General features: G+C 71.6%; 18 protein-coding genes. 10 read left to right on the plus strand and 8 right to left on the minus strand.

What is annotated here, in order from left to right:
- Position 1: 1 nt before the first annotated feature.
- Positions 2–2,560 (minus strand): DUF6493 family protein, encoded by a 2,559-nt coding sequence (locus tag AB0J87_RS24230; RefSeq protein WP_363968507.1) that lies wholly within the window; start codon positions 2,558–2,560, stop codon positions 2–4.
- Positions 2,561–2,749: 189 nt separating this feature from the next.
- Between AB0J87_RS24230 and AB0J87_RS24235 the strand changes: the two genes are divergently transcribed.
- Complete coding sequence (locus tag AB0J87_RS24235) at positions 2,750–3,436, plus strand: TetR family transcriptional regulator (RefSeq protein ID WP_363969036.1); 687 nt, start codon at positions 2,750–2,752, stop codon at positions 3,434–3,436.
- Positions 3,433–4,629, plus strand: coding sequence for a cytochrome P450 (locus AB0J87_RS24240; RefSeq protein WP_363968508.1), 1,197 nt, complete (start codon positions 3,433–3,435; stop codon positions 4,627–4,629). Before AB0J87_RS24235 ends, AB0J87_RS24240 begins: the two co-directional genes overlap by 4 nt.
- Positions 4,630–4,644: 15 nt before the next feature.
- Here the strand turns inward: AB0J87_RS24240 and AB0J87_RS24245 are convergent, their stop codons facing one another.
- On the minus strand, positions 4,645–5,586 hold the full coding sequence (locus AB0J87_RS24245) for a ThuA domain-containing protein (RefSeq protein ID WP_363968510.1): 942 nt from the start codon (positions 5,584–5,586) through the stop codon (positions 4,645–4,647).
- 177 nt (positions 5,587–5,763) lie between these two features.
- Between AB0J87_RS24245 and AB0J87_RS24250 the strand changes: the two genes are divergently transcribed.
- Positions 5,764–7,884 carry a PQQ-binding-like beta-propeller repeat protein gene (locus tag AB0J87_RS24250; protein WP_363968512.1) on the plus strand — a complete coding sequence of 707 codons (2,121 nt, stop codon included), beginning with the start codon at positions 5,764–5,766 and terminating at the stop codon, positions 7,882–7,884.
- A 6-nt stretch (positions 7,885–7,890) separates the two neighbouring features.
- Here AB0J87_RS24250 and AB0J87_RS24255 read toward each other — a convergent pair whose 3' ends face one another.
- Positions 7,891–8,664 (minus strand): IclR family transcriptional regulator, encoded by a 774-nt coding sequence (locus AB0J87_RS24255; RefSeq protein ID WP_363968514.1) that lies wholly within the window; start codon positions 8,662–8,664, stop codon positions 7,891–7,893.
- A gap of 198 nt (positions 8,665–8,862) precedes the next feature.
- Between AB0J87_RS24255 and AB0J87_RS24260 the strand changes: the two genes are divergently transcribed.
- The 6 genes from AB0J87_RS24260 (at position 8,863) to AB0J87_RS24285 (ending at position 16,600) form a co-directional block, all read left to right on the plus strand.
- Positions 8,863–10,311, plus strand: coding sequence for an aldehyde dehydrogenase family protein (locus AB0J87_RS24260; RefSeq protein WP_363968516.1), 1,449 nt, complete (start codon positions 8,863–8,865; stop codon positions 10,309–10,311).
- A complete protein-coding gene (locus tag AB0J87_RS24265; RefSeq protein WP_363968518.1) occupies positions 10,308–12,023 on the plus strand; it encodes a thiamine pyrophosphate-binding protein in 1,716 nt (571 codons plus the stop codon). The genes AB0J87_RS24260 and AB0J87_RS24265 overlap by 4 nt, the downstream gene beginning before the upstream one ends.
- A gap of 99 nt (positions 12,024–12,122) precedes the next feature.
- Positions 12,123–13,256 (plus strand): ABC transporter substrate-binding protein, encoded by a 1,134-nt coding sequence (locus tag AB0J87_RS24270; protein WP_363968520.1) that lies wholly within the window; start codon positions 12,123–12,125, stop codon positions 13,254–13,256.
- A gap of 1 nt (position 13,257) precedes the next feature.
- Positions 13,258–14,127, plus strand: coding sequence for a branched-chain amino acid ABC transporter permease (locus AB0J87_RS24275; protein WP_350734399.1), 870 nt, complete (start codon positions 13,258–13,260; stop codon positions 14,125–14,127).
- Positions 14,124–15,902, plus strand: coding sequence for a branched-chain amino acid ABC transporter ATP-binding protein/permease (locus AB0J87_RS24280; RefSeq protein ID WP_363968522.1), 1,779 nt, complete (start codon positions 14,124–14,126; stop codon positions 15,900–15,902). Before AB0J87_RS24275 ends, AB0J87_RS24280 begins: the two co-directional genes overlap by 4 nt.
- Positions 15,899–16,600 (plus strand): ABC transporter ATP-binding protein, encoded by a 702-nt coding sequence (locus AB0J87_RS24285; protein WP_363968524.1) that lies wholly within the window; start codon positions 15,899–15,901, stop codon positions 16,598–16,600. Before AB0J87_RS24280 ends, AB0J87_RS24285 begins: the two co-directional genes overlap by 4 nt.
- A 33-nt stretch (positions 16,601–16,633) precedes the next feature.
- On the opposite strand, the gene AB0J87_RS24290 is transcribed toward AB0J87_RS24285, so the two are convergent.
- From AB0J87_RS24290 to AB0J87_RS24300, 3 genes are all read right to left on the minus strand, one after another.
- Positions 16,634–17,410 carry an N-acyl homoserine lactonase family protein gene (locus AB0J87_RS24290; protein ID WP_363968526.1) on the minus strand — a complete coding sequence of 259 codons (777 nt, stop codon included), beginning with the start codon at positions 17,408–17,410 and terminating at the stop codon, positions 16,634–16,636.
- Positions 17,407–18,651, minus strand: coding sequence for an MFS transporter (locus AB0J87_RS24295; RefSeq protein WP_363968528.1), 1,245 nt, complete (start codon positions 18,649–18,651; stop codon positions 17,407–17,409). The genes AB0J87_RS24290 and AB0J87_RS24295 overlap by 4 nt, the downstream gene beginning before the upstream one ends.
- A 229-nt stretch (positions 18,652–18,880) precedes the next feature.
- Positions 18,881–19,528 carry a TetR/AcrR family transcriptional regulator gene (locus AB0J87_RS24300; RefSeq protein ID WP_363968530.1) on the minus strand — a complete coding sequence of 216 codons (648 nt, stop codon included), beginning with the start codon at positions 19,526–19,528 and terminating at the stop codon, positions 18,881–18,883.
- Between the two features lie 153 nt (positions 19,529–19,681).
- On the opposite strand from AB0J87_RS24300, the gene AB0J87_RS24305 reads away from it, so the two are divergent.
- Complete coding sequence (locus tag AB0J87_RS24305) at positions 19,682–20,788, plus strand: RNA-guided endonuclease TnpB family protein (RefSeq protein WP_363968531.1); 1,107 nt, start codon at positions 19,682–19,684, stop codon at positions 20,786–20,788.
- A gap of 124 nt (positions 20,789–20,912) precedes the next feature.
- Here AB0J87_RS24305 and AB0J87_RS24310 read toward each other — a convergent pair whose 3' ends face one another.
- Positions 20,913–22,652: a TIM barrel protein gene (locus AB0J87_RS24310; RefSeq protein ID WP_363968533.1), complete on the minus strand. Its 1,740-nt coding sequence runs from the start codon at positions 22,650–22,652 to the stop codon at positions 20,913–20,915.
- 9 nt (positions 22,653–22,661) lie between these two features.
- The gene (locus AB0J87_RS24315) at positions 22,662–23,507 is read right to left on the minus strand and encodes a shikimate dehydrogenase (RefSeq protein ID WP_350734385.1); all 846 of its coding nucleotides are present in this window, start codon (positions 23,505–23,507) and stop codon (positions 22,662–22,664) included.
- Positions 23,508–23,615: the final 108 nt, after the last annotated feature.

Consider the following 23,615-nt stretch of genomic DNA (forward strand, 5'->3'; position numbering starts at 1 on the left):
GTCATCCTTCCTGGCCGTTGTCGCCGGTGAGCAGGTCGCGCAGCCGGCGGATCTCGCGCAGCAGGCCGCTGCCGCCCCTGCGGGCGGCCATGGCGCGTATCTCGGGGATCTCGCCGCGCGCCCCGGACCACTCGGCCGCCGCCGCGGCGAGGGTGACGAAGCCGGCCAGGCCGTTGCGGGGGCGCTCGCCCGGCGCGGGCAGCAGGGCGGGCAGGGCGGTGGCGGCGATCCGCCACACGTACGCGTGGGCGCCGCGCCGGGCCGCGGCGTCCAGCGCGGCGACCATGTCGATCATCCGCACCTCGCCGCTCGCCACGAGGAGCCCGGCCTGGCGGCCGACCTCCTCCGCCGGCAGTTCGCCACGCGCGGCGGTCTCCAGCAGGACGTCGACCGACTCGGGCACCCGCGGGTCGCCCAGGACCCGGGCGAGGACGACCGCGAACGCCGCCCCGACCGGCCCCTCCGCGCGGGCGAGCTCGCGGGCCTGCTCCGGCCCGACGGTGTCGTGCACCCAGTAGCGCCTGAGCGCGTGCGGCATGAGGTACGCGGCGGCGACCTCGCGGTGGGAGGGCAGCGTCGAGGTCCACCATTCGCGGTGCTCGCCGCCGCCGGAGTCCTCGGGGACGCTGAGCATCAGGTCGACCAGCGGCAGCCCGGTGGGCGCGACGGTGGCCGACGGCACCAGGCGTATGTCGTGGCTGTGGCTCCGATCGTGCCAGTCGTGACCTTCGCCTTCGCCGTTGCACCGCCACTCGACCTCGATCGCGACCTCCGGGCAGGTCCACCCGGCGACGATCCGGCCCGCGCCGGACGTCAGGCGTGCGGCCCGCCGCATGGCCTCGGGATCCGGGGTGCGCGGCAGGCGCAGCAGCGCCTGCTGGAGGTCCGCTGCCAGCGGCTTGGCCCCGGCCGCCTCGATCACCTCCAGCCGCCTGACGAGCTCGGCCGCCGCCACGTGCCCGGTGCTGTGCGTGGGCGTGGCCAGCAGCAGCGGCGGGAGGGTGTCCTCCTCGACGGCCCGCAGGATCTCGGCGGCGCGATGCAGCAGGAGCCGGAGCGGGGCGGCCAGCCGGGTCTTCGGCATGTAGCGCGTCCAGGCCTGCCGGACGGCCGCGGTCCCGGTCAGGGAATGCGTGGCGCCGTCGAACCACAGGCTGACCCACTCCCAAGCCTCCTCGCGGTACGTCCAGCCGGGCCCGCCGATCAGCCGGGGGCGCAGCTCCGCCACCATGCCCGCCCGGTCGCGGCCGACGAGCGTGACGAACCCGGCGAGCCGCCGTTCCCAGGCCTGCCAGGAGCGGGCCTCCTCCGTCATCAGCTCCTCGATGGACTCGATCGGGGCCGGGAAGGCGTGGACGCGTTCGGGCGCCGCGGGCAGCGGCGGCGGCACGAACGCGGGCTCGGCCTCGGCGACGCTGCCGCCCGCGAAGGCGGCGGAGGCCCGCAGGCCGAGGTGGGGCGGGAGCAGCTCGATCGCCTCGCGTACGGTGGCGCGACCCTCCTCGGTCATGCGGCCGGCATGGGCGACGGCCAGCTCGACGGCCTTCTCCTGCAACTCGGCCGAGTCGGCGGCGAACGCGCTGGCCAGCGACCCTGCGACCAGGCCGGCCAGCTCGGGCGCGCGCCGCACGGAACGGTCGAGCCACGACATCCCGGCGCGCACCAGCTTGCGCTCGGGGCGGAACAGCAGCGACTCCCACGCCTCGACCAGGTCGTCGGCGGCGAGCTCGCCGCAGGCGCGCAGGCGCTTCAGGGCCAGCTCGGCGACCGGGCCCGGGGAGGCGGGCAGCAGGCGCAGGTAATCGCGGGCGCGGGCGGCGGCCTCGGCGGGCGAGGGATCCAGCGCCTCGTGCAGGCGTACGAAGAACCGCAGGTCGATGGGCGTGCCGCCGAGCAGGAAGCGGCGCACGCAGCCGTCGATCAGCGCCTCGCGCCGCACCCGGCCCGACTCGGCCGCCTCCAGCAGCGCCCGCAGCCAGCCCTTCTCCGATGCTTTGTCCCACTGGAGCGCCCGGCCCACGCCCTGGGCCTCGAACAGGCGCGGCAGCAGGTGGTCGAGCAGCGGGTCGTCGGACAGCGACGGCTCACGGCTCACCCAGCCGGCCACCAGCGGCTCGTGCGGCGGCGGCTCGATGCCGGTCTCGCGGAGCAGGGCCAGGGCGAGCCCCATGCCGCGGTCGTCGGGCACGCGCAGGCGCAGCACCAGCCGCTCGGCCAGATCGGCGCGCCAGGCGGCGGGCCGGTCGGCGAGCACCGCGAGGACGAGGCCGACGTCGGCGTCGGGGCCGTCCCACTGCGGCGCGAAGTCGCGCCGGTAGAGCCAGGACGCCACGGCCGCCGCCCCGCCGAAGGTGGCCGCCCCCGCCACCCGCAAGGCGCTCCCGTAGGCGACCAGCCCGTCGTCCCACCGGTCGAACCGGGCCCGCAGCTCCTTCAGCAGCTCCGGCAGCCGGGCGGCGACCTCCTTGCGCCCCTGCTCGTCCAGCGCCTTGACCTGCTCGGCGAGCCGGTCGGCCTGGCGTGCGACGATCAGCTTCTCGATCTCTCCGCAGTGATCCACAGCGGGGACATTAACCACCGCCGCCGACACTTTTGGCCACACTGATTAAATCAGTCGCTTGACTTACGTATCCCCACCTGGTTGGCTGGCGGGAAGGGGTCCACTCGGGGAGGTCATGGTGGGTCAAGGATGCGGTGAGAGCCGCGTCTTCGAGCCGCGGGGGCCGTACGGGCCGGCTCGGTGGCGACCATGACGGTGCGGGCCGAGCGGGCCTGCGCGACCCGCGAGCAGATCCTTACGGCGGCCGAGCGGCTGTTCGCCGAGCACGGGGTGTTCGCCGTCTCCAACCGGCAGGTCAGCGAGGCCGCCGGGCAGGGCAACAACGCCGCCGTCGGCTACCACTTCGGCACGAAGACCGACCTGGTACGCGCGATCGTGCGCAAGCACATCGAGCGGATCGAGCGCGTCCGCCGCCGCATGCTGGCCGAGACGGCCGGGTCCGGCGAGGTACGCGACTGGGTGGCGTGCCTGGTGCGCCCGGTCACCGAGTATCTGGCCGAGATGGGCAACCCCACGTGGTTCGCCCGGTTCGGCGCGCAGGTGATGACCGACCCCGTCCTGCGCGACATCATGATCGACGACGCGCTGAGCTCCCCCACGCTCGTCGAGATCCTCGGCGAGCTGAAGCGGTGCCTGCCCGAGCTGCCGCCCGACGTACGGGCCGAGCGCAGGGACATGACGAGCCACCTCATGGCGCACGTGTGCGCCGAGCGCGAACGCGCGCTGGCCGAGGACACGCCCACGCCCCGTGCCGACTGGCACGACACGGCGACCGGGCTGATCGACGCGACCGTCGGGCTGTGGACAGCACCTGTCACAGCACCCATCATGGGGCCCGGCGGCCGGACCACCTCACGCAAAGGAAGCCGGCGATGACCGAGATCCACGAGTTTCCCATGGCCAGAGCGGCGGGCTGCCCGTTCGACCCGCCGCCGCCCCTGCGCGACCTGCAGAAGGAGGGGCCGCTGGCCAAGGTCAGGTTGTGGGACGGCAGCACCCCGTGGCTGGTGACCACGTACGCCGAGCAGCGGGCGCTGCTGGCCGACCCCAGGGTCAGCGCTGACGTCACCCGCCCCGGCTACCCGATCCAGGCGCCCCGCATCGGCGCCGGCGGCACGATCAGCTTCATCATGATGGACGACCCCGAGCACTCCCGGTTGCGGCGGATGGTGCAGGCCCAGTTCACCGTCAGGCGGACGGAGTCCCTGCGCCCGGCCGTGCAGAAGATCGTGGACGACCTGATCGACGATCTGCTGGCCGGCCCCAATCCGGTGGACCTGGTGGAGGCGTTCGCGCTGCCGGTGCCCTCGCTGGTGATCTGCGCGCTGCTCGGCGTGCCGTACGCCGACCACGACTTCTTCCAGGAGAACAGCAAGACCGTCATCAGGCGCAGCACGCCGCCCGAGGAGCGGGCCGCCGCCGGCGCGAGGCTGTTCGAGTACCTGGACTCCCTGATGGGCGAGAAGCTCGCCGACCCGGCGGACGACCTGCTGTCGAAGCTGGCCGAGCGGGTCAAGGCCGGCGAGATGACCCGGCAGGAGGCCGCCCAGATGGGCGTGCTGCTGCTGATCGCCGGGCACGAGACCACCGCCAACATGATCGCCCTGGGCACGCTCGCCCTCCTGCGGCACCCGGGCCAGCTCGCCCTCCTGCGCCACAACGACGACCCCCGGCTGGTCGCCAGCGCGGTGGAGGAGCTGCTGCGCTACCTCAACATCACCCACAGCGGGCGCCGCCGGGTCGCGCTGGCGGACATCGAGATCGGCGGCCAGGTCATCCGCGCGGGCGAGGGGATGATCATGGCCAACGACATCGCCAACCGCGACCCCGCGATCTTCCCCGACCCCGACGAGCTGGACATCCGCCGCGACGCCCGCCGCCACGTGGCCTTCGGCTTCGGCGTCCACCAGTGCCTGGGCCAGCCGCTGGCGCGGATGGAGCTGCAGGTCGCCTACAGCACGCTCTACCGGCGCATCCCGTCCCTGCGCCTGGCGGCGGACCTGGACCAGATCCCCTTCAAGCACGACGGCCAGGTCTACGGCGTCTACGAGCTCCCCGTCACCTGGTGACCCGCCGGCACCTGCTCAGCGGCAGAAGGGCGCCATGCCCATGACGGACTTCACCCCGCCGAGCAGGTGCTGGACGAAGTACTGGTCGCCGTCGAGCGGCTCGTCGGTCCACGCCTTGACGTCGTGGCCGAGGGTGGTGAGCCAGGCCCTGCCGCCGTCGTAGTACTGGCACCAGCTGACCGGGTGGTCGCCGCCGTGGCCGGGGTGTCCGAGGTTGCCGCGCACGCCGCGGGCCAGCGTGCTCTCGTCCACCTTGGCCAGGACGCGGACGCGCGTGGGGAACGGGACGAGGTTGTACCACTCGTCGGTGAAGGCCCAGCGCTGGGGCAGCCCCTGGGTGGAGGCGTCGCGCCGGTCGGCGGTGACGACGGTGCCCGGCTGGTTGGCGGCGTGGTCGTAGAAGTTGGCGTTGCCGAGCAGCCCTTCGTACCAGGGCCAGTTGTACTCGGTGCCGAAGGCGTTGTGCACGCCGACGAACCCGCCCCCGGCCCGGATGTACTGCCGCAGCGCGGTCTGCGCGGCGTCGTCGAGGGTGTCCCGGGTGGTGCTGAGGAACATCACCGCGTTGTACGGCAGCAGCCGCCCCGCCGAGGACAGCTGAGCGACGTCCTCGGTGTAGTCGACGGCGAAGCCGTCGTCCCGGCCCAGCTTGAGCACGGCCTTGATCGCGACGTTGTCGTCGTTGAGCGGCGGGTTGAGCCCGGGGCCGAGCGGGGTGCCGAGGTGCGCGTGGCGGGGACCGGCGGTGCGGCTGTAGACGAGCAGCCGGTAGCCCTTGGCGGGGTCGAAGTTGCCCCAGTCGTGGTAGCAGCGCGGGTCGGTGCCGCGGCAGACACCGTAGTCGGGGTCGCCGAGGTTCTGTGCCTCCTCGCGCGAGGCGGCGGAGCCGGGAGCGGTGGCGGTGAGCAGGAGTGCCGCCGCGCCGGTGAGGGCGGCGATCGACAGTCTGGTACGCATGGGCACCTCGCGCCTCGATCCACTAGATGGATCGGATGGTCCACTAAGAGGTTCGAGCGTAACCACGGCCCGGCACGAGAACAAGCTCTTGCCTTCACGTTCGGCCGAGGCTTATGGTGCGTCCGTCATATGGATCAATAGGTCCATGTAGCGGACCGCTGAAGGTGTGTGGTACCAGTGGAACGACGTAACTTCCTCATCGGCGCGGCCGCGACGCTGACCACCGCCGCCACGGTCGCGGAACCCGCCACGGCCGCCACGGAACGCCAGCCCGCCTCCCTCGGCGTCGCCGGCAAGGACTTCCCCAAGGTCTGCGGCAACCTGGGCAACCACAACCACTCCCCGCTCAAGCAGATCACCGCCAGGAACCTGAGCCGCCTGGGCGGCGCCTGGCACGTCAACCTCGAGGGCGGCAGCACCGCGGCGCACCAGCAGAGCACCTGCGTCGTCGAGAACGGCGTCCTGTACGTGCAGACCACGCAGCAGAACGTCTTCGCCGTGGACGGCCGGACCGGCGCGATCAAGTGGAAGACCAGCCTCGGCACCAGGCAGACCAACATGCGCGGCGTCGCCCTCGGCGAGGGCCTGGTCTTCTCCACCTCGGGCGCCAACATCGTCTATGCCTTGAAGAAGGACACCGGCCAGGTCGTCTGGCAGCGCCGGCTCATCACCGACGACGAGGGCGGCGGCGACACCGGCGGCTGCGACCCGCAGAACGGCCAGTGCGGCGGCCTGACCGGCACCCTGGCCGGCGCCGTCGTCTACCACGACGGCCTGATCTACGTCGGCATGCAGGGCAGCACCGGCGGCGCGCGCGGCCGGGCCTACGCGCTCACGGCCGCCACCGGCGAGGTCGCCTGGACCTTCTGGGCGTGCCCCGGCGAGGGCCAGTTCGGCAACGACACCTGGGAGGGCGAGTCCTGGAAGACCGGCGGCGCGGTGCCGTGGATCCACCCGGCCGTCGACCCGGAGCTGGGCCTGGTCTACTGGACGTTCGGCGGCTCCTACCCGCGCCTGGACGGCTCCGGCCGGGGCGGCGACAACCTGTTCGCCAACTCGATCGTGGCCATCGAGGCCAAGACCGGCAAGCGCAGGTGGCACTTCCAGTCGGTGCACCACGACATCTGGGACCTGGACAACGTCATGGCGCCCGTGCTCGTGGACATCAAGGTCAAGGGCAGACTGCGCAGGGCCGTCGTCTACGGCAGCAAGGCCGGCATGTTCTACATCCTCGACCGGGAGAGCGGCGAGCCGCTGCACGGCGTGGAGGAACGCCCCGTGCCGCAGGACCCCCGGCAGAAGACCGCGCCGACGCAGCCCTTCCCCGGCGGCGAGCCGTTCATCACGCAGGCGCCCGAGTTCGGCAAGGCGACCAGGCCGGTGCCGTTCTACGCCTGGGGCGGCCTCTACACGCCGCACTGGGACCGGGCCACGATCATCTTCCCGGGCGCGGGCGGCGGCGCGGACTGGGCGCACCTGTCGTACAACCCGCACACGGGCTGGATCTACGTCGGGTACGGGCTGATCAACTCCGGCTTCTCCAACACCCACGACGGCCGGGTCAACACCTCGCGCCCGCTGGGCGAGTACTTCGCGGGCGGCATCGCGGCCGTGGACCCGCGCACCAACGAGCCGGTGTGGACCCTCGAGCGCGAGTGGTCCCTGGCGCACGGCAACGGCATCCTGACCACCGGCGGCCGGGTGATGTTCCAGGGCGGGCCGGACGGGCTGCTGCACGCCATGGACGACACCGACGGCCGGATCCTGTGGAGCTTCCAGTGCGGCGCCGGCGTGCACACCAGCCCGATCAGCTACGAGATCGACGGCGAGCAGTATCTCGCGGTCCTGGCCGGCGGCAACGGGCTGCCTTATCCGGACATCCCCCGCGGGGACCACCTTTGGGCGTTCAAGCTGGGCGGCAAGGTGGCCCCGGCGGTCACGCCCACGCCGCCCAGGAAACGCAACGACATCAGGGCGGCGGCCGTCGCCGACATCACCGTCACGCTCGGCCGGATCTGGGACGCCGCGAACCAGCGGCCCGGCGCGACCGAGAACACCGTCGCCCAGAACGCCATGTCACCCCAGCACCTGCGGGTGCCGAAGGGCACGACGGTCACCTTCGCCAACCCGGCCGACAACAAGTCCGCGCACGCCGCCGTGTCGTTCTTCGAGTACGAGTTCGACAGCGGCGTGCTGATGCCCGGCCAGTCCTTCACCCACACGTTCGACACGGCGGGCGAGTACTTCTACAACGACGCGATCTTCCCGCAGAACACCGGCAAGATCGTCGTCTACTGACGGCGCTCAGGCGAGGGGGTGGTCGAAGCCGCGTTCGGACATGCGCTTGGCCACCTCCCGCAGGTCCGCGGCGAACTCCGCGACGCGGTCGTCGCCGAAGCGCACCGTCGGGCCGCTGAGCGTCAGCGCCGCCACGGTCGCCCCCGAGCCGCTCGTCACGGGCACGGCGACCGCCGACAGGCCGGGCTCGCGCTCGCCGTGGCTGACCGCGTAGCCGTCGCGCGCCGCCTGGTCGATCCACTCCCGCAGGGTGGCCGTGTGGGACTCGCCGTACGGGGAGGAGCGGGCGACTCGGGACAGCAGCCGCTCGGGGGCGTCCTTGAGCAGGATCTTCGAGGAGGCCCCCGCCCACAGCGGCAGCTCGTCGCCGACCCGTACGACGTGGCGCAGCGGCTGCGGGCTCTCCTGCTGGGCGATGCAGACGCGGTGGACGTCGCGCAGCACGTACAGGTTGACGGTCTCCCGCTGCCGCGCGCCGAGCTCGCGCATGAGCTGGACGGTCTCCGGCGGCAGCTCCCACGCCGTGCGGGCCAGGTGCGCCCACCGCCACAGGGCGGGGCCGGCCGCGTAGCCCTTCGGCGTGCTCCACAGCAGCCCCATGTGCTCCAGGGTCTGCAGCAGCCGCAGCGCCGTCGTCTTGGCCAGCCCCGTCTCCTCGACGACCTCGCGGATGGTCAGCGTCCGCCGCTCCTCGGTGAGCAGCGACAGGATGTCGAACGCCCGCTGGACGCTGCGCACGCCGCCGCTCTCACCGGACTCTGCGGGAAGGTTCGAAGGCACGGGTCCTCACTTGTGGGTAGAAGGTGAACCTGCTGCCCACCTTCTCATGCGGTCCGCAGGCTAACATCCGGTCCGCTTGATGGTCCATATGATCCGCTATGTGGTTCAGGGTCTTGCCAGAACCCGTACCGTCCTCATACCGTGAGGCCATCCACAGTGCGGTTCATGAGAACCGCTTAGCGGATCCATGGAGCCGCCATGAACGCAATCCACGACACCGGCTGCCTGGTCGCCGGCCAGTGGCTCACCGAAGGACCGCGGGCCGAGCGCGTCGGCCCCTACGCCCGCCAGGTCGTCAGCCGGGCCAGAACGGCGCAGGCCGACGACGTCACCACAGCTCTCGGCTACGCCCAGCGGTCGGCCAGGACGATCGCGCGGCTGGCCCCGGCCACCCGCGCGGACATCCTGGAGCGCGCCGCCGCCGCGATCAGCGAGCGCGGCGAGGAGTTCGCTCGCCTCCTGGCGCTCGAACTGGGCAAACCGCTCAAGGACGGGCGCGGCGAGGTGCTGCGGGTGGCCGACACGCTGTCCGTCGCGGCGGCCGAGGCCAGGCGGATCGGCGGCGAGGTGCTGCCGGTGGCGGGCTGGGCGCGCGGGGTCGGCAACACCGCCCTCACCCAGCGCGCCCCGGCGGGCCCGGTGCTGGCGATCACGCCGTTCAACGCGCCCGCGAACCTGCTGGCCCACAAGCTCGCCGCCTCCTTCGCCGCCGGCAACACCACCATCGTCAAGCCGCCGCCGCAGGCCCCGGCCGTCTCCACGGCGCTGGTCGAGTTGCTGCTCGACGCCGGCATGCCGGTCGAGGCCGTACAGGTCCTGCACGGCGGCGGCGAGGTGGGCGCGCGGCTGTGCGCGGCGCCGGAGATCGCCGTGGTGAGCTTCACCGGCGGCGTCGCGGCCGGGCACGCCGTCGCCCACGCCGCCGGGCCGAAGCGGGTGCTGCTCGAACTCGGCGGCAACGCCGCGACCATCGTGTGCGAGGACGCCGACGTCGCCGAGGCGGCCCGGGTCTGCGCCCGCACCGGCTACAGCAACTCCGGCCAGAGCTGCATCTCGGTGCAGCGCGTCTACGTCCAGCGCTCCCGCTTCGAGGCCTTCGCCGACGCCCTGACCGGCGAGGTGAAGGCCCTGGCCGTGGGCGACCCCCTCGACCCGGCGACCGACGTGGGCTCGATGGTGGACGACGCCGCGGCCGAGCGCGTGGTCCGCTGGAGCGCCGAGGCCGCCGGGGCGGGCGCCCGCATCACCGCGGGCGGCAGCCGCGACGGGGCGGTGATGGCGCCCACCGTCGTGGTCGCGCCGCCCCGCGACGCGCGGGTGGTCAGGGAGGAGGTGTTCGGCGCGCTGGTGGCCGTGCTCCCGTACGACGGCTTCGACGAGGTGATCGAGGAGTGCAACCGCAGCTCGTACGGCCTTCAGGCCGGGATCTTCACCCACGACGTGCGCCGCATCCTCACCGCCTGGCGGGAGCTGGAGGTCGGCGGCCTGATCGTCAACGGCTCCTCCAACTTCCGCCTCGACCACGTCCCGTTCGGCGGCGTGAAGGACTCCGGCATCGGCCGCGAGTCGCCCCGCTGGATGATCGAGGACTTCACCGTGACCAAGACCCTCATGCTCAAGGGGCTGACGATCTGGGGAGATCAATGACCACCGCCGCCCACGCGCTCGTCGCGCAACTGGAGGAGCTGGGCGTCGAGTACGTCTTCGGCACCTGCGGGCACACCAACATCGCGGTGCTCGACGCGCTGGCCGACAGTCCCATCCGCTTCGTCATCGCCCGCCACGAGCAGGCCGCCGCGCACGCCGCCGACGGCTACGCCCGCGCCGGCGGCAAGCCCGGCGTGCTGCTCGTGCACGTGGGGCCCGGCCTGACCAACGCCGCCACCGGCGTCATGACCGCCGCGCTCGACTCCGTGCCCCTCATCGTGATCTCCGGCGACATCCCCTCCTACTACCGGGGCCGCCACCCGCACCAGGAGATCAACCTGCACGCCGACGGCGACCAGGCGTCGGTCTTCCGCCCCTTCGTCAAGCGGGCCTGGAACGTGCACCGCGCCCAGGACCTGGGCCGGGCCGTGGAGCGGGCCTTCTGGACGGCGTTGTCGGGACGGCCGGGCGCCACGCTCGTCAACGTGCCGATGGACGTCTTCTCCCGGCCCGCGACGCCGTACCCGCCGATCAGCCACGCGGCGCCGCCCGACCTGCCCGAGGCCGGCGCCGAGCTGATCGCCGCGACCCTGGCGGCGGCCGAGCGACCGCTCGTCTACGTCGGCGGCGGCCTGCGTGAGGATGCCGACGCGCTGATCGCGCTGGCCGAGCATCTGGACCTCCCCATCGCGCACTCGCTCATGGCCAAGGGCACCGTGCCCGACGCCCACCCGCTCGTGCTGGGCATGCCCGGATTCTGGGGGCTGGAGCTGACGAACGCGTACGCCAGGGAGGCCGACGTCGTGCTCGCCCTGGCCACCCGCTTCGCCGAGACCGACGCCAGCTCCTGGGACCCCCGCTTCACCTGGGACTTCTCCGCCGGCAGCACGCTGATCCAGATCGACATCGACCCGGCCGAGCTCGGCCGCAACTACCCGGTGGCGATCGGCGCGGTCGCCGACGTGGGGCTCGCGGTCAGGGCGCTGGCCGAGGCCGCCAAGGCCCATCCCCCGGCCGACAGGCCGGAGCTGAGGGAGCAGATCCGCGAGGCCAGGTCCGGGCTGTTCACCGCGAGCAGGGAGCGCGGCCGGAGCGAGGACTTCCCGCTGCGGCCCGAGCGCATCCTGGCGGACCTGCGCGAGGCGATCCCCGCCGACGCCGTGCTGGTCACCGACGTGGGCTGGAACAAGAACGGCGTCGCCCAGTGCTACGAGCTGCCGCCGCAGGGGCGGTTCATCACCCCCGGCGGCGCCTCCACCATGGGGTTCGGCCCGGCCGCGGCCGTGGGCGTGCAGCTGGCCCGGCCGGAGCGGACGGTGGTCGCGCTCATCGGCGACGGCGGCATGAGCGCGCAGCTGCCCGCCGTGCCGCTCGCGGTCGAGCAGGGCGCCCCCGTGATCTTCGTGGTGATGAACAACAGGTCGCACGGGACCATCTCGGACCTGCAGGCGGCCCACTTCGGCCGCAGCCACGGCTGCGACTTCACCGACCCGGCCGGGCGGCCCTACAGCCCGGACTTCGCCGCGCTCGCCGTCGCGTGCGGCGCCGACGGCCACACCGTCACCACGCCCGCCGAGCTCGGCGCGGCCCTGCGCGCGGCCGTCGCGAACCGGCGTCCCGCGGTCATCGACGTCCCGATGGTGAACGAACCGGTGCCGACACCCGGCCACTGGAACATCAAGGACATCTATCAGGGGATGTTCTCCGACTGAAACCGTTGCGCGTTCGATATTTCCTCCGCTTCCGTGCGGCGCTATAACGAACGTACTAGTCCGTGAATTAACTCTCTCACCTACCCCCAGAGGTGAATCGTGAGATTTCCGATCGTCGCGGCCGCGTTCATCCTGCTCGCCGCCTGTGCCCCGCCCGGACAGTCGAACCAGTCAGGCGCCGGCGCCACCGGACCCATCAAGATCGCGAACGTCGACGCCCAGAGCGGGCAGCTCAGCTCGCTCGGCCAGTGGGAGCACAAAGGCGTGAAGCTGGCCATCGACGAGGCCAACAAGGCCGGCGGCGTCGACGGGCGGCAGATCCAGCTCGACCTGTTCGACAGCCAGGGCGACCCGACCGTGGGCACCAACCTGGCCAGGAAGATCGCCGGCGAGGGCTACGTCGCCATGCTCGGCACCGCCGAGAGCGCGGTCACCCTGGCCATGGCGCCCATCCTCAAAGACGCCAAGATCCCGAACATCACCTCGGGCCAGTCGCCCAAGCTCGCCGAGCTGAAGAGCCCGTTCCTCTTTCTCAACGCGCCGACCAGCGTCACCTTCGACGAGACGCTCGCCAAATACCTGGTCGACGAGAAGGGGCAGAAGAAGATCGCGCTGATCAGCAACAACGGCGCCTACGGCAGCGGCGAGCACGACGCCTTCCTCAACGCCCTCAAGACCAGGAGCGTCACCCCGCTGGCCGACGAGGTCGTCACCCCCGACCAGAAGGACTTCAACGCCAACCTCGCCAAGATCCGCGAGAAGGACCCGGAGGTGCTGTTCATCGGCGCCGAGGAGGTCCAGTCGGGGCTGATCGCCAAGCAGGCCCGCGAGCTGGGGCTCAAGGCCGTCTTCGCCGGCGGCGCCCCGATGGGCACCGACGTGTACGCCACCACGGCCGGGCTGAAGAACGCCGAGGGCTCGATCGTCAGCTCGCCCTACCTGAGCAACGACGCCAGCGACGCCATCAAGGCGTTCGCCGCCAAGTACAAGGCCGCCTATAACGAGGAGGCCCGGATGCACGTCGCCAAGGCGTACGACGGCGCGTCGATCCTCATCGAGGCGCTCAAGCAGACCAAGGGCGAGGGCGGGCAGAAGCTGGCCGACGCCATCCGCGGCGTCAAGCGCGCCGGGCTGCTGGGCGACTACGACTACGACGCCAACGGCGTCGGCATCCACACCACCAAGATCGGCCTGGTCAAGGACGGCAAGGTCGTGCCCGAGGCCGCGAGCTGACGTGCAGGTATTCCTCCAGACCCTGATCGGCGGGGTCACGTTCGGAGCGGTGTACGCGCTGGTGGCGATGGGGTTCTCGATCGTCTACCGCACCATGGGGCTGGTCAACTTCGCCCACGGCAGCGTCGTCATGATCGGCGCGTACGCCGCCTCCACGTTCTACCTGGCCAGCCGGCTCCCCTTCGCCGTCGCGATCGTCGTGGCCATCGCGGTCACCGGACTCATCGGCCTGGTGATCGAGCGCTTCCTGCGCCCCCTGGAGAACAAGGACTTCACGCTGATGCTGATCGGCACGATCGGCTTCGGCGCCGTCCTGGAGGCGGGGGCGGTCCTCGTCTGGGGGGCCACCGGCCACGCGGTGCCCTCCCCCGTCGCCACCGAGCCGATCGACCTGGCCGGCGTCCGCATCCCCACGTACAACGTGCTCGTGATCGCGGTCGCGGCGGCGGCGACCGGGCTGCTGGCGCTGTTCCTGCAGCGCACCAAGCGCGGCGCGGCCATGCAGGCGGTCGCCATGGACCACCAGGCCGCCACCGCGGTCGGCATCCACGTCGGGCGCAGCAACGCCATGGCCTTCGCCATCGGCGCGGGCCTGGCGGCGCTGGCGGGCAGCCTGGTCGGGCCCATGCTGTACGTCAACCCGACCATGGGCGGCACCCTGGGCATCAAGGGCTTCGCGGCCGCCATGCTGGGCGGCTTCGGCAGCATGCCGGGGGCGATCGTCGGCGGGCTGGCCTTCGGGCTGCTCGACGCGTTCGCCGCGGGCAACTTCCAGGAGTACTCGGAGCTGGTGACGTTCCTGGTGTTCGCCGCCGTGGTCATGATCCGCCCGACCGGCATCTTCGGAGAGGCCACGGTGAACCGCGCATGAGACGTCTGGCCTGGCTCGTCCCCGTCGCCGTGGCCGCCTGGCTGCTCCCCTACGGCCTCGGCGGCTACTCGATGCACGTCGCCGACGTGGCGATCATCTTCGCGATCCTGGCCGTCGGCCTCGGCCTGACCATGGGCGTGGCCGGGCAGATCAACCTGGCCCAGGTCGCCTTCTTCGGCGTCGGCGCCTACACCGTGGCCATCCTCACCACGCAGGCCGGCTTCGGCTTCTGGACCGCCGCGGTCCTGGCGGTGGTGGCCGCCGCGGTCTTCGGCGCGCTCGTGGGGGTGCCCGCGCTGCGCATGCAGTCGCACTACCTGGGCATCGTGACGCTCGGCCTGGCCCTGGCCTTCACCAACTGGGTCACCAATGCCACCGTCGCGGGCCGCGCCGAGGGCATCAGCGATGTGCCGGTACCGCCGATGTTCGGCCTCGACCTGTCCAGCGGCTACCTCTTCTACTACGTCGAGCTGATCGTCTTCGCGCTCGTCCTGGCCTTCGCCCTGCTGGTCGCCCACTCCCCGCTGGGCCGCAGACTCCGCGCCATGCGCGACGACGACCTCGCGGCGGGCGCGCTGGGCGCGGAGATCCCGCTGCTGCGCATGACCGCCTTCGTGCTGTCCGGCCTGTACGGCGGCGTCGCGGGCGTCCTGTACGCCGGGCTCATCCGTTTCGTCGCTCCCGAGTCGTTCAACATCGCCAACATGTTCCTCCTGCTCGCCATGGTGATCATCGGCGGCCGGAGCAGCGTCCTGGGCTGCGTCGTCGGCGCCGTCGCGCTCTCCCTGGTCAGGGAGGCGCTGCTGGACGCCTCCGCCTACGCCCAGCTCGGTTACGGCCTCGTGGTCGTGCTCGTGGTGGTGTTCGCGCCCAAGGGCCTGGCCGGGCTGCCCCGCCAGCTCCTACGGCGCCGCCGCGACGGCTCGCGTGCCCAGCTCGGCCCCTTCCGGCCGTACGAGGCCGCCGCGCCCGCCCCTTCGGACGGCGACGTGCTGGAGGTCCGGGACGTGACCAAGCGGTTCAAGGGCCTGGTCGCGCTCGACGGGGTGTCGCTCACCGTGCCCGCCGGGCAGATCCGCGGCATCGTGGGGCCCAACGGCTCGGGCAAGACCACGCTGTTCAACGTCATCAGCGGCTTCTACACGCCCACCCAGGGGTCGGTGCGGCTGCGCGGGCGCGACGTGACGGGGGCGGCGCCGTACCGGCTGTCGCACCGCGGCGTGGCCAGGACCTTCCAGAACCTGCGCCTGTTCGAGGACCTCAGCGTGCGCGAGAACCTGCTCGTCGGCCTGGACCGCACTCCCACCACGTGGATCTGGCGCTACCCGAGCCTGCCCTGGAAGGTGCTGGGCTACGAGCGGGAGCTGCGCGAGCGGGCCGGGGACCTCATCGAGCGGTTCGGGCTGGGCGAGGTCGCCGACGCCGAGCCGCGCTCGCTGCCGTACGGGATCCAGCGGCGCATCGAGCTGGCCCGCGCCATGGCCATGCGGCCCGGCCTGCTCCTGCTGGACGAGCCCGCCGCCGGGATGAATGGTGAGGAGGTGCGCCGGCTCGGCGAGATCGTCCGCTCCATCAGGGACTCCGGCGTGACCGTCGTGATCATCGAGCACAACATGGGCCTGGTCATGTCGCTGTGCGAGCAGGTCACCGTGCTGTCGGGCGGCCGCGTCATCGCGGACGGCCCGCCGGCCGAGGTGGCCGTGCACCCCGACGTCGTGGCCGCCTACCTCGGCGACTCGATGACCGCCCCCACCGCCGAGGAGGCCACCCGTTGAGCACGCTCACCGTCGAGAACCTCTCCGTCCACTACGGCGGCGTACGGGCCGCCCACGACGTCTCCTTCACCGTCGAACCCGGCCAGTCGCTGGGGATCATCGGCGCCAACGGCGCGGGCAAGACCTCCACGCTCAAGGCCGTCATGGGCCTGGCGCCCCGGCAGGCCGGCGCGATCCGCTTCGGCGGGCACGACCTGCTGCGCACGCCCGCGCACACCCTGGTGCGGCACGGCATCGGCTACGTCCCCGAGGGCCGGCACGTATTCCCCGGCCTGAGCGTCGAGAAGAACCTCCTGCTCGGGGCCTACACGCAGAGCTGGAAGCGCACGCCCATCGACGAGGTGTACGAGGTCTTCCCGGTGCTGCGCGAGATGCGCCACCGCCTGGCGGGGGCCCTGTCCGGGGGCCAGCAGCAGATGCTGGCCGTCGGACGGGCGCTGATGTGCCGCCCCAAGGTGATGCTGCTGGACGAGCCCTCGATGGGGCTGTCGCCGATCCTCGTCGCCGAGATCGCCGCCGTGCTCAAGCGGCTCAACGCCGACGGCCTGGCCATCCTGCTCGTCGAGCAGAACGCCAAGCTCACCTTCGACGTCACCACGACCTGCCTGGTGATGGAGAACGGCGAGATCGCCGCCACCGGCACCTCGGCCGAGCTCCGCGACGACCCCCAGGTCCGGCGCATCTACCTCGGCCTGTGACCCCCCGGCGGCACCCTGCGGCCGGGGGGCGGGTCAGCCTGCGATCTCCGCGATGTCCGGCTCCAGCAGGGGGAAGCGCTTGAGCACCTCCGGGTCGTGGCCGGCGACCACCAGGTGGGGCCCGTCGGCCAGCTCGTTGATCCGGTCGAAGGCGCCGTACATGCCGGTCATGCTGTGCAGGATCGGGAACGGCCGGTCGCCCTCGATGTTCTCGTAGAAGTGGCTCGCGTCGGAGGCCAGCACGACGTGCCCGCGGGCGGTGCGCACGCGCACCACCTGCATGCCCGCCGTGTGGCCGCCGACCAGGTGCGCGCTCAGCCCGGGCACCACGGTCGCGTCGCCGTCGAGCAGGGACACGCGGCCGTCCCGGCGGGCGGCCTGGAGGTGGGCGAGGTCGTCGTCGTTCAGCAGCCAGCGCTCCCCCGTGACGCGCTCGGCCCAGGGTCCCGTCCAGTAGTCCAGTTCGGCTTGCTGCAGGACGTAGCGGGCGGAGGTGAACTCGGCTGCGGTGCCGGTGTGGTCGTAGTGCAGGTGGGTCAGCACCACGTGATCGACGGCGTCCGCCGCCACGCCCAGCCGGGCCAGCGCCTCCACCGGCGAGGCCAGGTAGCGCAGCCCCGCGGCCCGTTCGGCGCGCGCCCGGCCGATGCCGGTGTCGATGACGACGGTGTGCTCGTCGTTGACGGCCAGCCAGACGTAGTACGCGGTGGGGTGCGGCTCGGCTCCCCGGGTGTCGTAGCCGTGGAAGTGCTCGCCACGCCGGGCGTCGCGCTCGGCGTAGCGCAGGGCGTACACGCGGAAACCGGTCACACCCGCACCGGTTCCTTGAGCCCGAGCTGCTCGGTGGGGACGCGGTAGGTCTCCCGGGCGGTGGCCACGGCGGCCACGTTGACCAGGCACACGACGGCGGTGATGACCGACACGCCCAGCCAGCTGCCCTGGCCGGTGCCTGCCAGCGCCGTGGCCACGGTCGGCGCGAAGCCGGCGATCGCGAAGCCGATCTGGGTGCCGATCGCCATGCCCGACAGGCGGACCCGGGTGGTGAACATCTCACCGTAGAACGACGGCCAGACGCCGCTGGTGGCGCTGTGCACGATGCCGAACATCAGGATGCCCACGACGAAGATCAGGGGGTAGCTGCCGATGGAGATCGACCACAGGTAGGCGAACATCAGCGCCGCGCAGCCCAGCGAGCCGCCGATGAAGACCGGCTTGCGGCCGATCCGGTCCGACAGCCGTCCCCACAGCGGGATCGTGATCACCGCGGCGACGTTGGCCAGCACGCCGACCCACAGCATGGGGCCGCGTTCCAGGTGCATGGTGTTGACGGCGTACGACAGCGCGTGGACGGTGAAGATCGTGCTCACCGAGGCGATGACCGCGGCCACGACCACGCGCAGCACGTCCCCCCGCTGCTCGCGGAAGAGCACGGCCAGCGGCATCCTGGCCACGTTGTTGGTGGCGACCTCCTGCTCGAAGGCGGGCGTCTCCTCCAGCGTGCGGCGGATGACCAGCCCGACGGCGGCCACCCCGATGCTCAGCCAGAACGGCACCCGCCAGCCCCAGCTCAGCAGCTGGTCCTCGGGCAGCGCGGCGATCGGCAGGAAGATCGCGGTGGCGATGATCTGCCCGGCCTGGGTGCCGTTGAGCGTGAAGCTGGTGTAGTAGGCCCGGCGGTTGTCGGGGGCGTGTTCGAGCGTCATCGAGTTGGCGCCGGCCTGCTCGCCGGAGACGGAGAAGCCCTGCAGCAGGCGCAGGACCACGAGCAGGACCGGGGCGAGCACGCCGACCTGGTCGTAGGTGGGCAGGCAGCCCACCAGGAACGTCGAGGCGCCCATCATGACCAGCGTGGTGACCAGGACCTTCTTGCGGCCGAACTTGTCGCCCACGTGCCCGAGCACGAACGCGCCGACCGGCCTGGCCAGATAGCCGACGCCGAAGGTGGCCAGAGCCAGGAGCGTACCCGTGGCGGGCGAGCTGGACGGAAAGAAGATCTTGCTGAAGACGAGCGCGGCCGCGGTGCCGTAGATGAAGAAGTCGTAGTACTCCAAGGCACTACCGATCCATGCAGCTATAGCCGCTTTGCGAGGTTTGCCCTGCACCGTCACGATTATGCTCCTCACGGGGGAATGGCATAGCGCAGTGGCAGGAAACTAACTCACCGGTTCGTACATTACAAGGATGTTGCCAATCGGTTACCTGACAGGCCCTGTAATCAGGCCCTGTAATCAGGCCCTGTAATCAGGCCCTGTAATCAGGCCCAGTGATCAGGCCCAGTGATCAGGCAGGGCCGCGGAGGTAGGCGACGACCATCTCGCCCACCATCCGGCGCAGCCGGTCGCGGTGCTCCGGCGCCGTCATGTCGCGCCCGAACAGCGCGCCGAACGTGTGCTGGTTGGCCACCCGGAAGAAGCAGAACGAGCTGATCATCATGTGCACGTCGATCGCGTCGGCGTCGGTCACGAACTCGCCCGAAGCCTGCCCCGCGTCCAGGATGCGCGAGATGACGTCGAGCACGGGCGTGCCGAGGTTGGCCAGCACCTCGGACTTGCGGATGTGCTCGGCCTGGTGGACGTTCTCGATGGCGACGAGCTTGATGAAGTCGCGGTGCAGGTCGTGGTGGTCGAAGGTCAGCTCCGCCAGGGTGCGGATCGCCTCCACCGGGGCCAGGTGCTCGACGTCGATCGTCCGCTCCATCGCCCGGACCTCGGTGTAGGCCTTCTCCAGGACCGCGATGTAGAGGCGCTCCTTGCTGCCGAAGTAGTAGTAGATCATGCGCTTGGTCGTGCGCATGCGCTCGGCGATCTCGTCCACGCGCGCGCCCGCGTACCCGTGCCGGGCGAACTCCTGCTGGGCGACCTTGAGGATCTCCGCCTTGGTGCGCTCGGCGTCCCGCTGGCGTTCGGAGGCGACGGGTTGCGTGGTCATCTGGTACCTCCGAGGAGACCCCCGCCTTCAGGCGGGGAATGAATCGGACTCCTGCGGAGCAGGGCAGGAGCAGGCGATTCGCCGCCGGGCGGACCGCCGTCATCTACTGCAACCGAGCAGCAGTCAACTGATCATTCTGTCAGAATATGAGGTGTGGCGCAGTTGGTGAAGCGGGCCTACAAGTACCGCTTCTACCCGACCCCTGAGCAGGCCGGCGAGCTTGCCCGGACGTTCGGCTGTGTGCGTCTGGTCTACAACAAGGCTCTGGAAGAGCGGACCCGTGCCTATATCCTGGAAGGCAGGCGGGTCTCCTATGTGGAGTCCTCCGCGGCGCTGACGGCGTGGAAGAAGACGCCCGAGCTGGCGTTCCTGGGTGAGGTGTCGTCGGTGCCGTTGCAGCAGGCGCTGCGCCACCTCCAAGCCGGGTTCGCGAACTTCTTCGCGCGCAGGGCCAAGTACCCGACGTTCAAGAGCAGGAAGAAGGCACGCGCGAGCGCGGAGTACACCCGCTCGGCCTTCCGCTGGCGGGATGGCCGGCTCACTCTGGCGAAGATGGACGGGCCGTTGGACATCGTGTGGTCGCGTCCGCTGCCCGAGGGGGCCGAGCCGTCCACGGTCACGGTCTCCCGGGATGCGGCCGGGCGATGGTTCGTGTCCATCCTGGTCGAGGAGAAGATCTCGCCGCTGGCGCCGGTCGAGGCGTCGGTGGGCGTGGACGCGGGCATCACGGCGCTGGCCACGCTGTCGACCGGCGAGAAGATCGTCAACCCGCGTCACGAGCGTGCCGACCGGCGCAGGCTGGCCCGGGCTCAGCGATCGCTGGCCCGTAAGGAGAAGGGATCGAACAACCGGGCCAAGGCCCGGCTGCGCGTGGGCAAGGTGTACGCCCGGATCGCCGACCGGCGCCGGGATCATCTGCACAAGGTCACCACACGGCTTGTTCGCGAGAATCAAGTGATCGCCGTGGAGGACCTGACGGTTCGCAACATGGTCAAGAACCGCTCGCTGGCCCGCGCCATCTCGGATGCGGCCTGGCGCGACCTGCGGATGATGCTGGAGTACAAGGCCGCCTGGTACGGGCGCACGCTGGTGGCGGTGGACCGCTGGTTCCCCTCCTCCAAGCTGTGCTCAGCCTGCGGGGCCCTGCAAGAGGCGCTGCCGTTGAACGTCCGGGAATGGACCTGCGGTTGCGGCGCGGTCCACGACCGGGACGTCAACGGTGCGAAGAATGTGCTCGCCGCCGGGCTGGCGGAGAGCTGAAACGCCTGTGGAGCTGGTGTAAGACCTCAACGAGAGTCCTCTCGGGCGGGCGACCGGCGGTGAAGCAGGAAGACCGACCGGCGACGGTTGGACCACCCTCGTTTACAAGGGGGAGGAGGTCAACTTAGTGAGGTCCGGCGTGCTGCACGGAGAGCCGGATCGGGGCGTTCCCGGCGCCGTACCCCTCGTAGCCGCCCGTGCGCTGGACGAGCTCGAAGAAGACGCGGCCCACGGTGACGGTGTACAGGTGCAGGAACTCGCCGTGGGCGTCCCGGTCGTACAGCACGCCCAGCTCCCTGAGCTCGGGGTCGACGTTGTCGTGGCGGGCCTCCAGGTCGTCGTAGTAGTTGGCGGGGATGGGCAGCAGCAGCTCCGGATGCTCGGCCCGCAGGCGGCGGGCGACGGCCACGACGTCGTCGCAGGCGAGCGCGACGTGCTGCCACGCCAGGTCCCGTGCGCCGACCTGAGTGAGGTTGATGACCATCCGGACCGCGCCCTCGGCGGCCGACATCGCCTTGCTGCGCAGCAGCCCGTACGGGTCGGGCAGCTCCAGGCTCTCCTGGGGCCGCAGGCCGAGCACGGTGCGGTAGAACAGCTCAGCCTCGTCGAAATAGTGGAACGGCTGGGTGAGGGCCACGTGGTCGATGCGGGTGATCTCCCCGGCGACCGGCCCAGAGAGCGGCCTCGCGGGGTCGAAGTCGTCGAGCCAGGCCGTGTCGCAGAAGAAGATCTCGGTGCCGTCGGGGGCGGCGACGGCGTCCAGGCGCGCCTCCCTGGGCGCGCGCTCGCGCGGCAGGACCGGCGACAGCAGCGACTCGGCGTGCTTGACCGCCGCGCCGGGGTCGGGGCTGTCCAGCCCGATGGCGACCAGCGCAGGGTCCCCGCCTGCGGCGTTCAGCAGCAGCCGCGCGCCGCCCTGCTCCCACAGCTCGACGGGTTTGGTGGGATGCGTCCCGGTACGTTGGAAGCCGAGCGCGCTCAGCACTCCGCCGAGCGCTTCAGGGGCGGCCAGCTCCGCGAAGGCGAACCCGGTGGGGACGGCCGGATGCGCGGCCCCGTACAGGGTGTCCTCCAGGGCGATGAGCGAGCGCATGCCGTCGCGGGCCGTGCGGGCGGTGCCGGCCTGGCGGAAGTGGTCGTTGAAGACCTCCAGCGAGAGCGGGCCGGTATATCCGGCGTCGAGGACGTGCCGCACCAGCCCCGCCACGTCGAAGTTGCCCTGGCCGGGGAAGCAACGGTGGTGGCGGCTCCACTGCAGCACGTCCATGGCCAGCAGCGGCGCGTCGGCGAGCTGGAGGAAGAAGATCTTCTCGCCGGGGATCGCCTCGATGCCGATCGGGTCGGAGCCGCGCGACAGGATGTGGAAGCTGTCCAGGCAGGTGCCCAGATTCGGGTGGTCGGCCATGCGCACCAGGCGCCAGGCGTGGAGATACTCGTTGACGTGCCGGCCCCAGGCCAGCGCCTCGTAGGCGATGCGGATCCCGTGCTCGGCCGCCCGTTCGGCGAGCAGCCGCAGCTGGGAGGCGGCCAGCTCGTCGTCGCCGATCGCCTCGGGCGAGACGTTGGAGCAGACCAGCAGCAGGTCGGCGCCCAGCCGCTCCATGGTCCGGAACTTGTGCTCGGCGCGGCGCAGGTTGCGGGCCAGCAGGTCGGCGGGCACGGCCTCGAAGTCGCGGAAGGGCTGGTAGAGGTCGATGGAGAGCCCCAGGTCCGCGGCGCGGGCCCGGATCTCCTCGGGCGGCAGCGGGCAGACCAGCAGGTCGTTCTCGAAGATCTCCACGCCGTCGAACCCGGCGGCGGCGATGGCGTCCAGCTTCTCGGTCAGCGTGCCGCTCACCGACACGGTGGCGATGGACTTGCGCATGACTTCTCCTCAGACGGTCACCAGGTCGGTCAGGTGGGCGAGCATGCGCTCGGTGTCGGGTTCGCGGCCGGTGAACAGGCGGAAGGCGTGCGCGGCCTGGAAGACGACCATGCCGCCGCCGTCCAGCGTCCGGCAGCCCGCCGCGCGGGCCTGCTTGAGCAGCTCCGTCTCCAGCGGCCGGTACACGATGTCGGCCACCCACAGGCCGGGGCGCAGCAGCGCCGCGGGCAGCGGCAGCCCCGGGTGGTGGGCCATGCCGGTGGGTGTGGCGTGCGCCAGCCCGTCCGCCTCGGCGAGCAGTCCGGGCAGCTCGTCCTGGGTGGCGGCGCCGGCCCGGCCGGCGCCGAACCGGGAGCTCAGCTCCGCCGCCAGCCGCACCGCCCGGCCGGGGTCGGCGTCGACGATCGTGACCCGGTCGGCGCCCAGGGTGAGCAGCGCGTGCCCGACCGCCGCCCCCGCGCCGCCCGCGCCGAGCTGCACGATCCGGCGGGTGGGCGCGTCGGGCAGGCCGCGGGCGAACGATTCGGCGAACCCCGTCCAGTCCGTGTTGTGCCCGATGGCGCGCTCGCCGTCGAACACGACGGTGTTGACGGCGCCGAGCATGCGGGCGTCCGGCGACAGGTCGTCCAGGTGCGGGATGACGCTCTGCTTGCACGGGTGGGTGATGTTGAGCCCGTCGTAGCCGAAGCGGCGCGCGGTGCGTACCAGCTCTCCCACGTCGAGCCCGAGCACGTCGGTGTCGAGCAGGCGGTAGACGTAGTGCAGCCCGTGGTGGACGGCCTCCCGCTCGTGCAGCGGCGGGCTGAGCGAGGGGCCGATGCCCGAGCCGACCAGCCCGGTCAGGAACGAGGCCATCAGTTCTTCCTCTCCGGCGGATGGGACAGGTGCGTTGGACGCCTCCTAATGTACGTACTAGTGAGTTAGCTGGCTAGACGAGGGCCGGCCCCTTCCCCGGCCCCATGA

It is taken from the genome of Nonomuraea sp. NPDC049625 (assembly GCF_040675285.1).
GTDB lineage: Bacteria > Actinomycetota > Actinomycetes > Streptosporangiales > Streptosporangiaceae > Nonomuraea > Nonomuraea angiospora_A.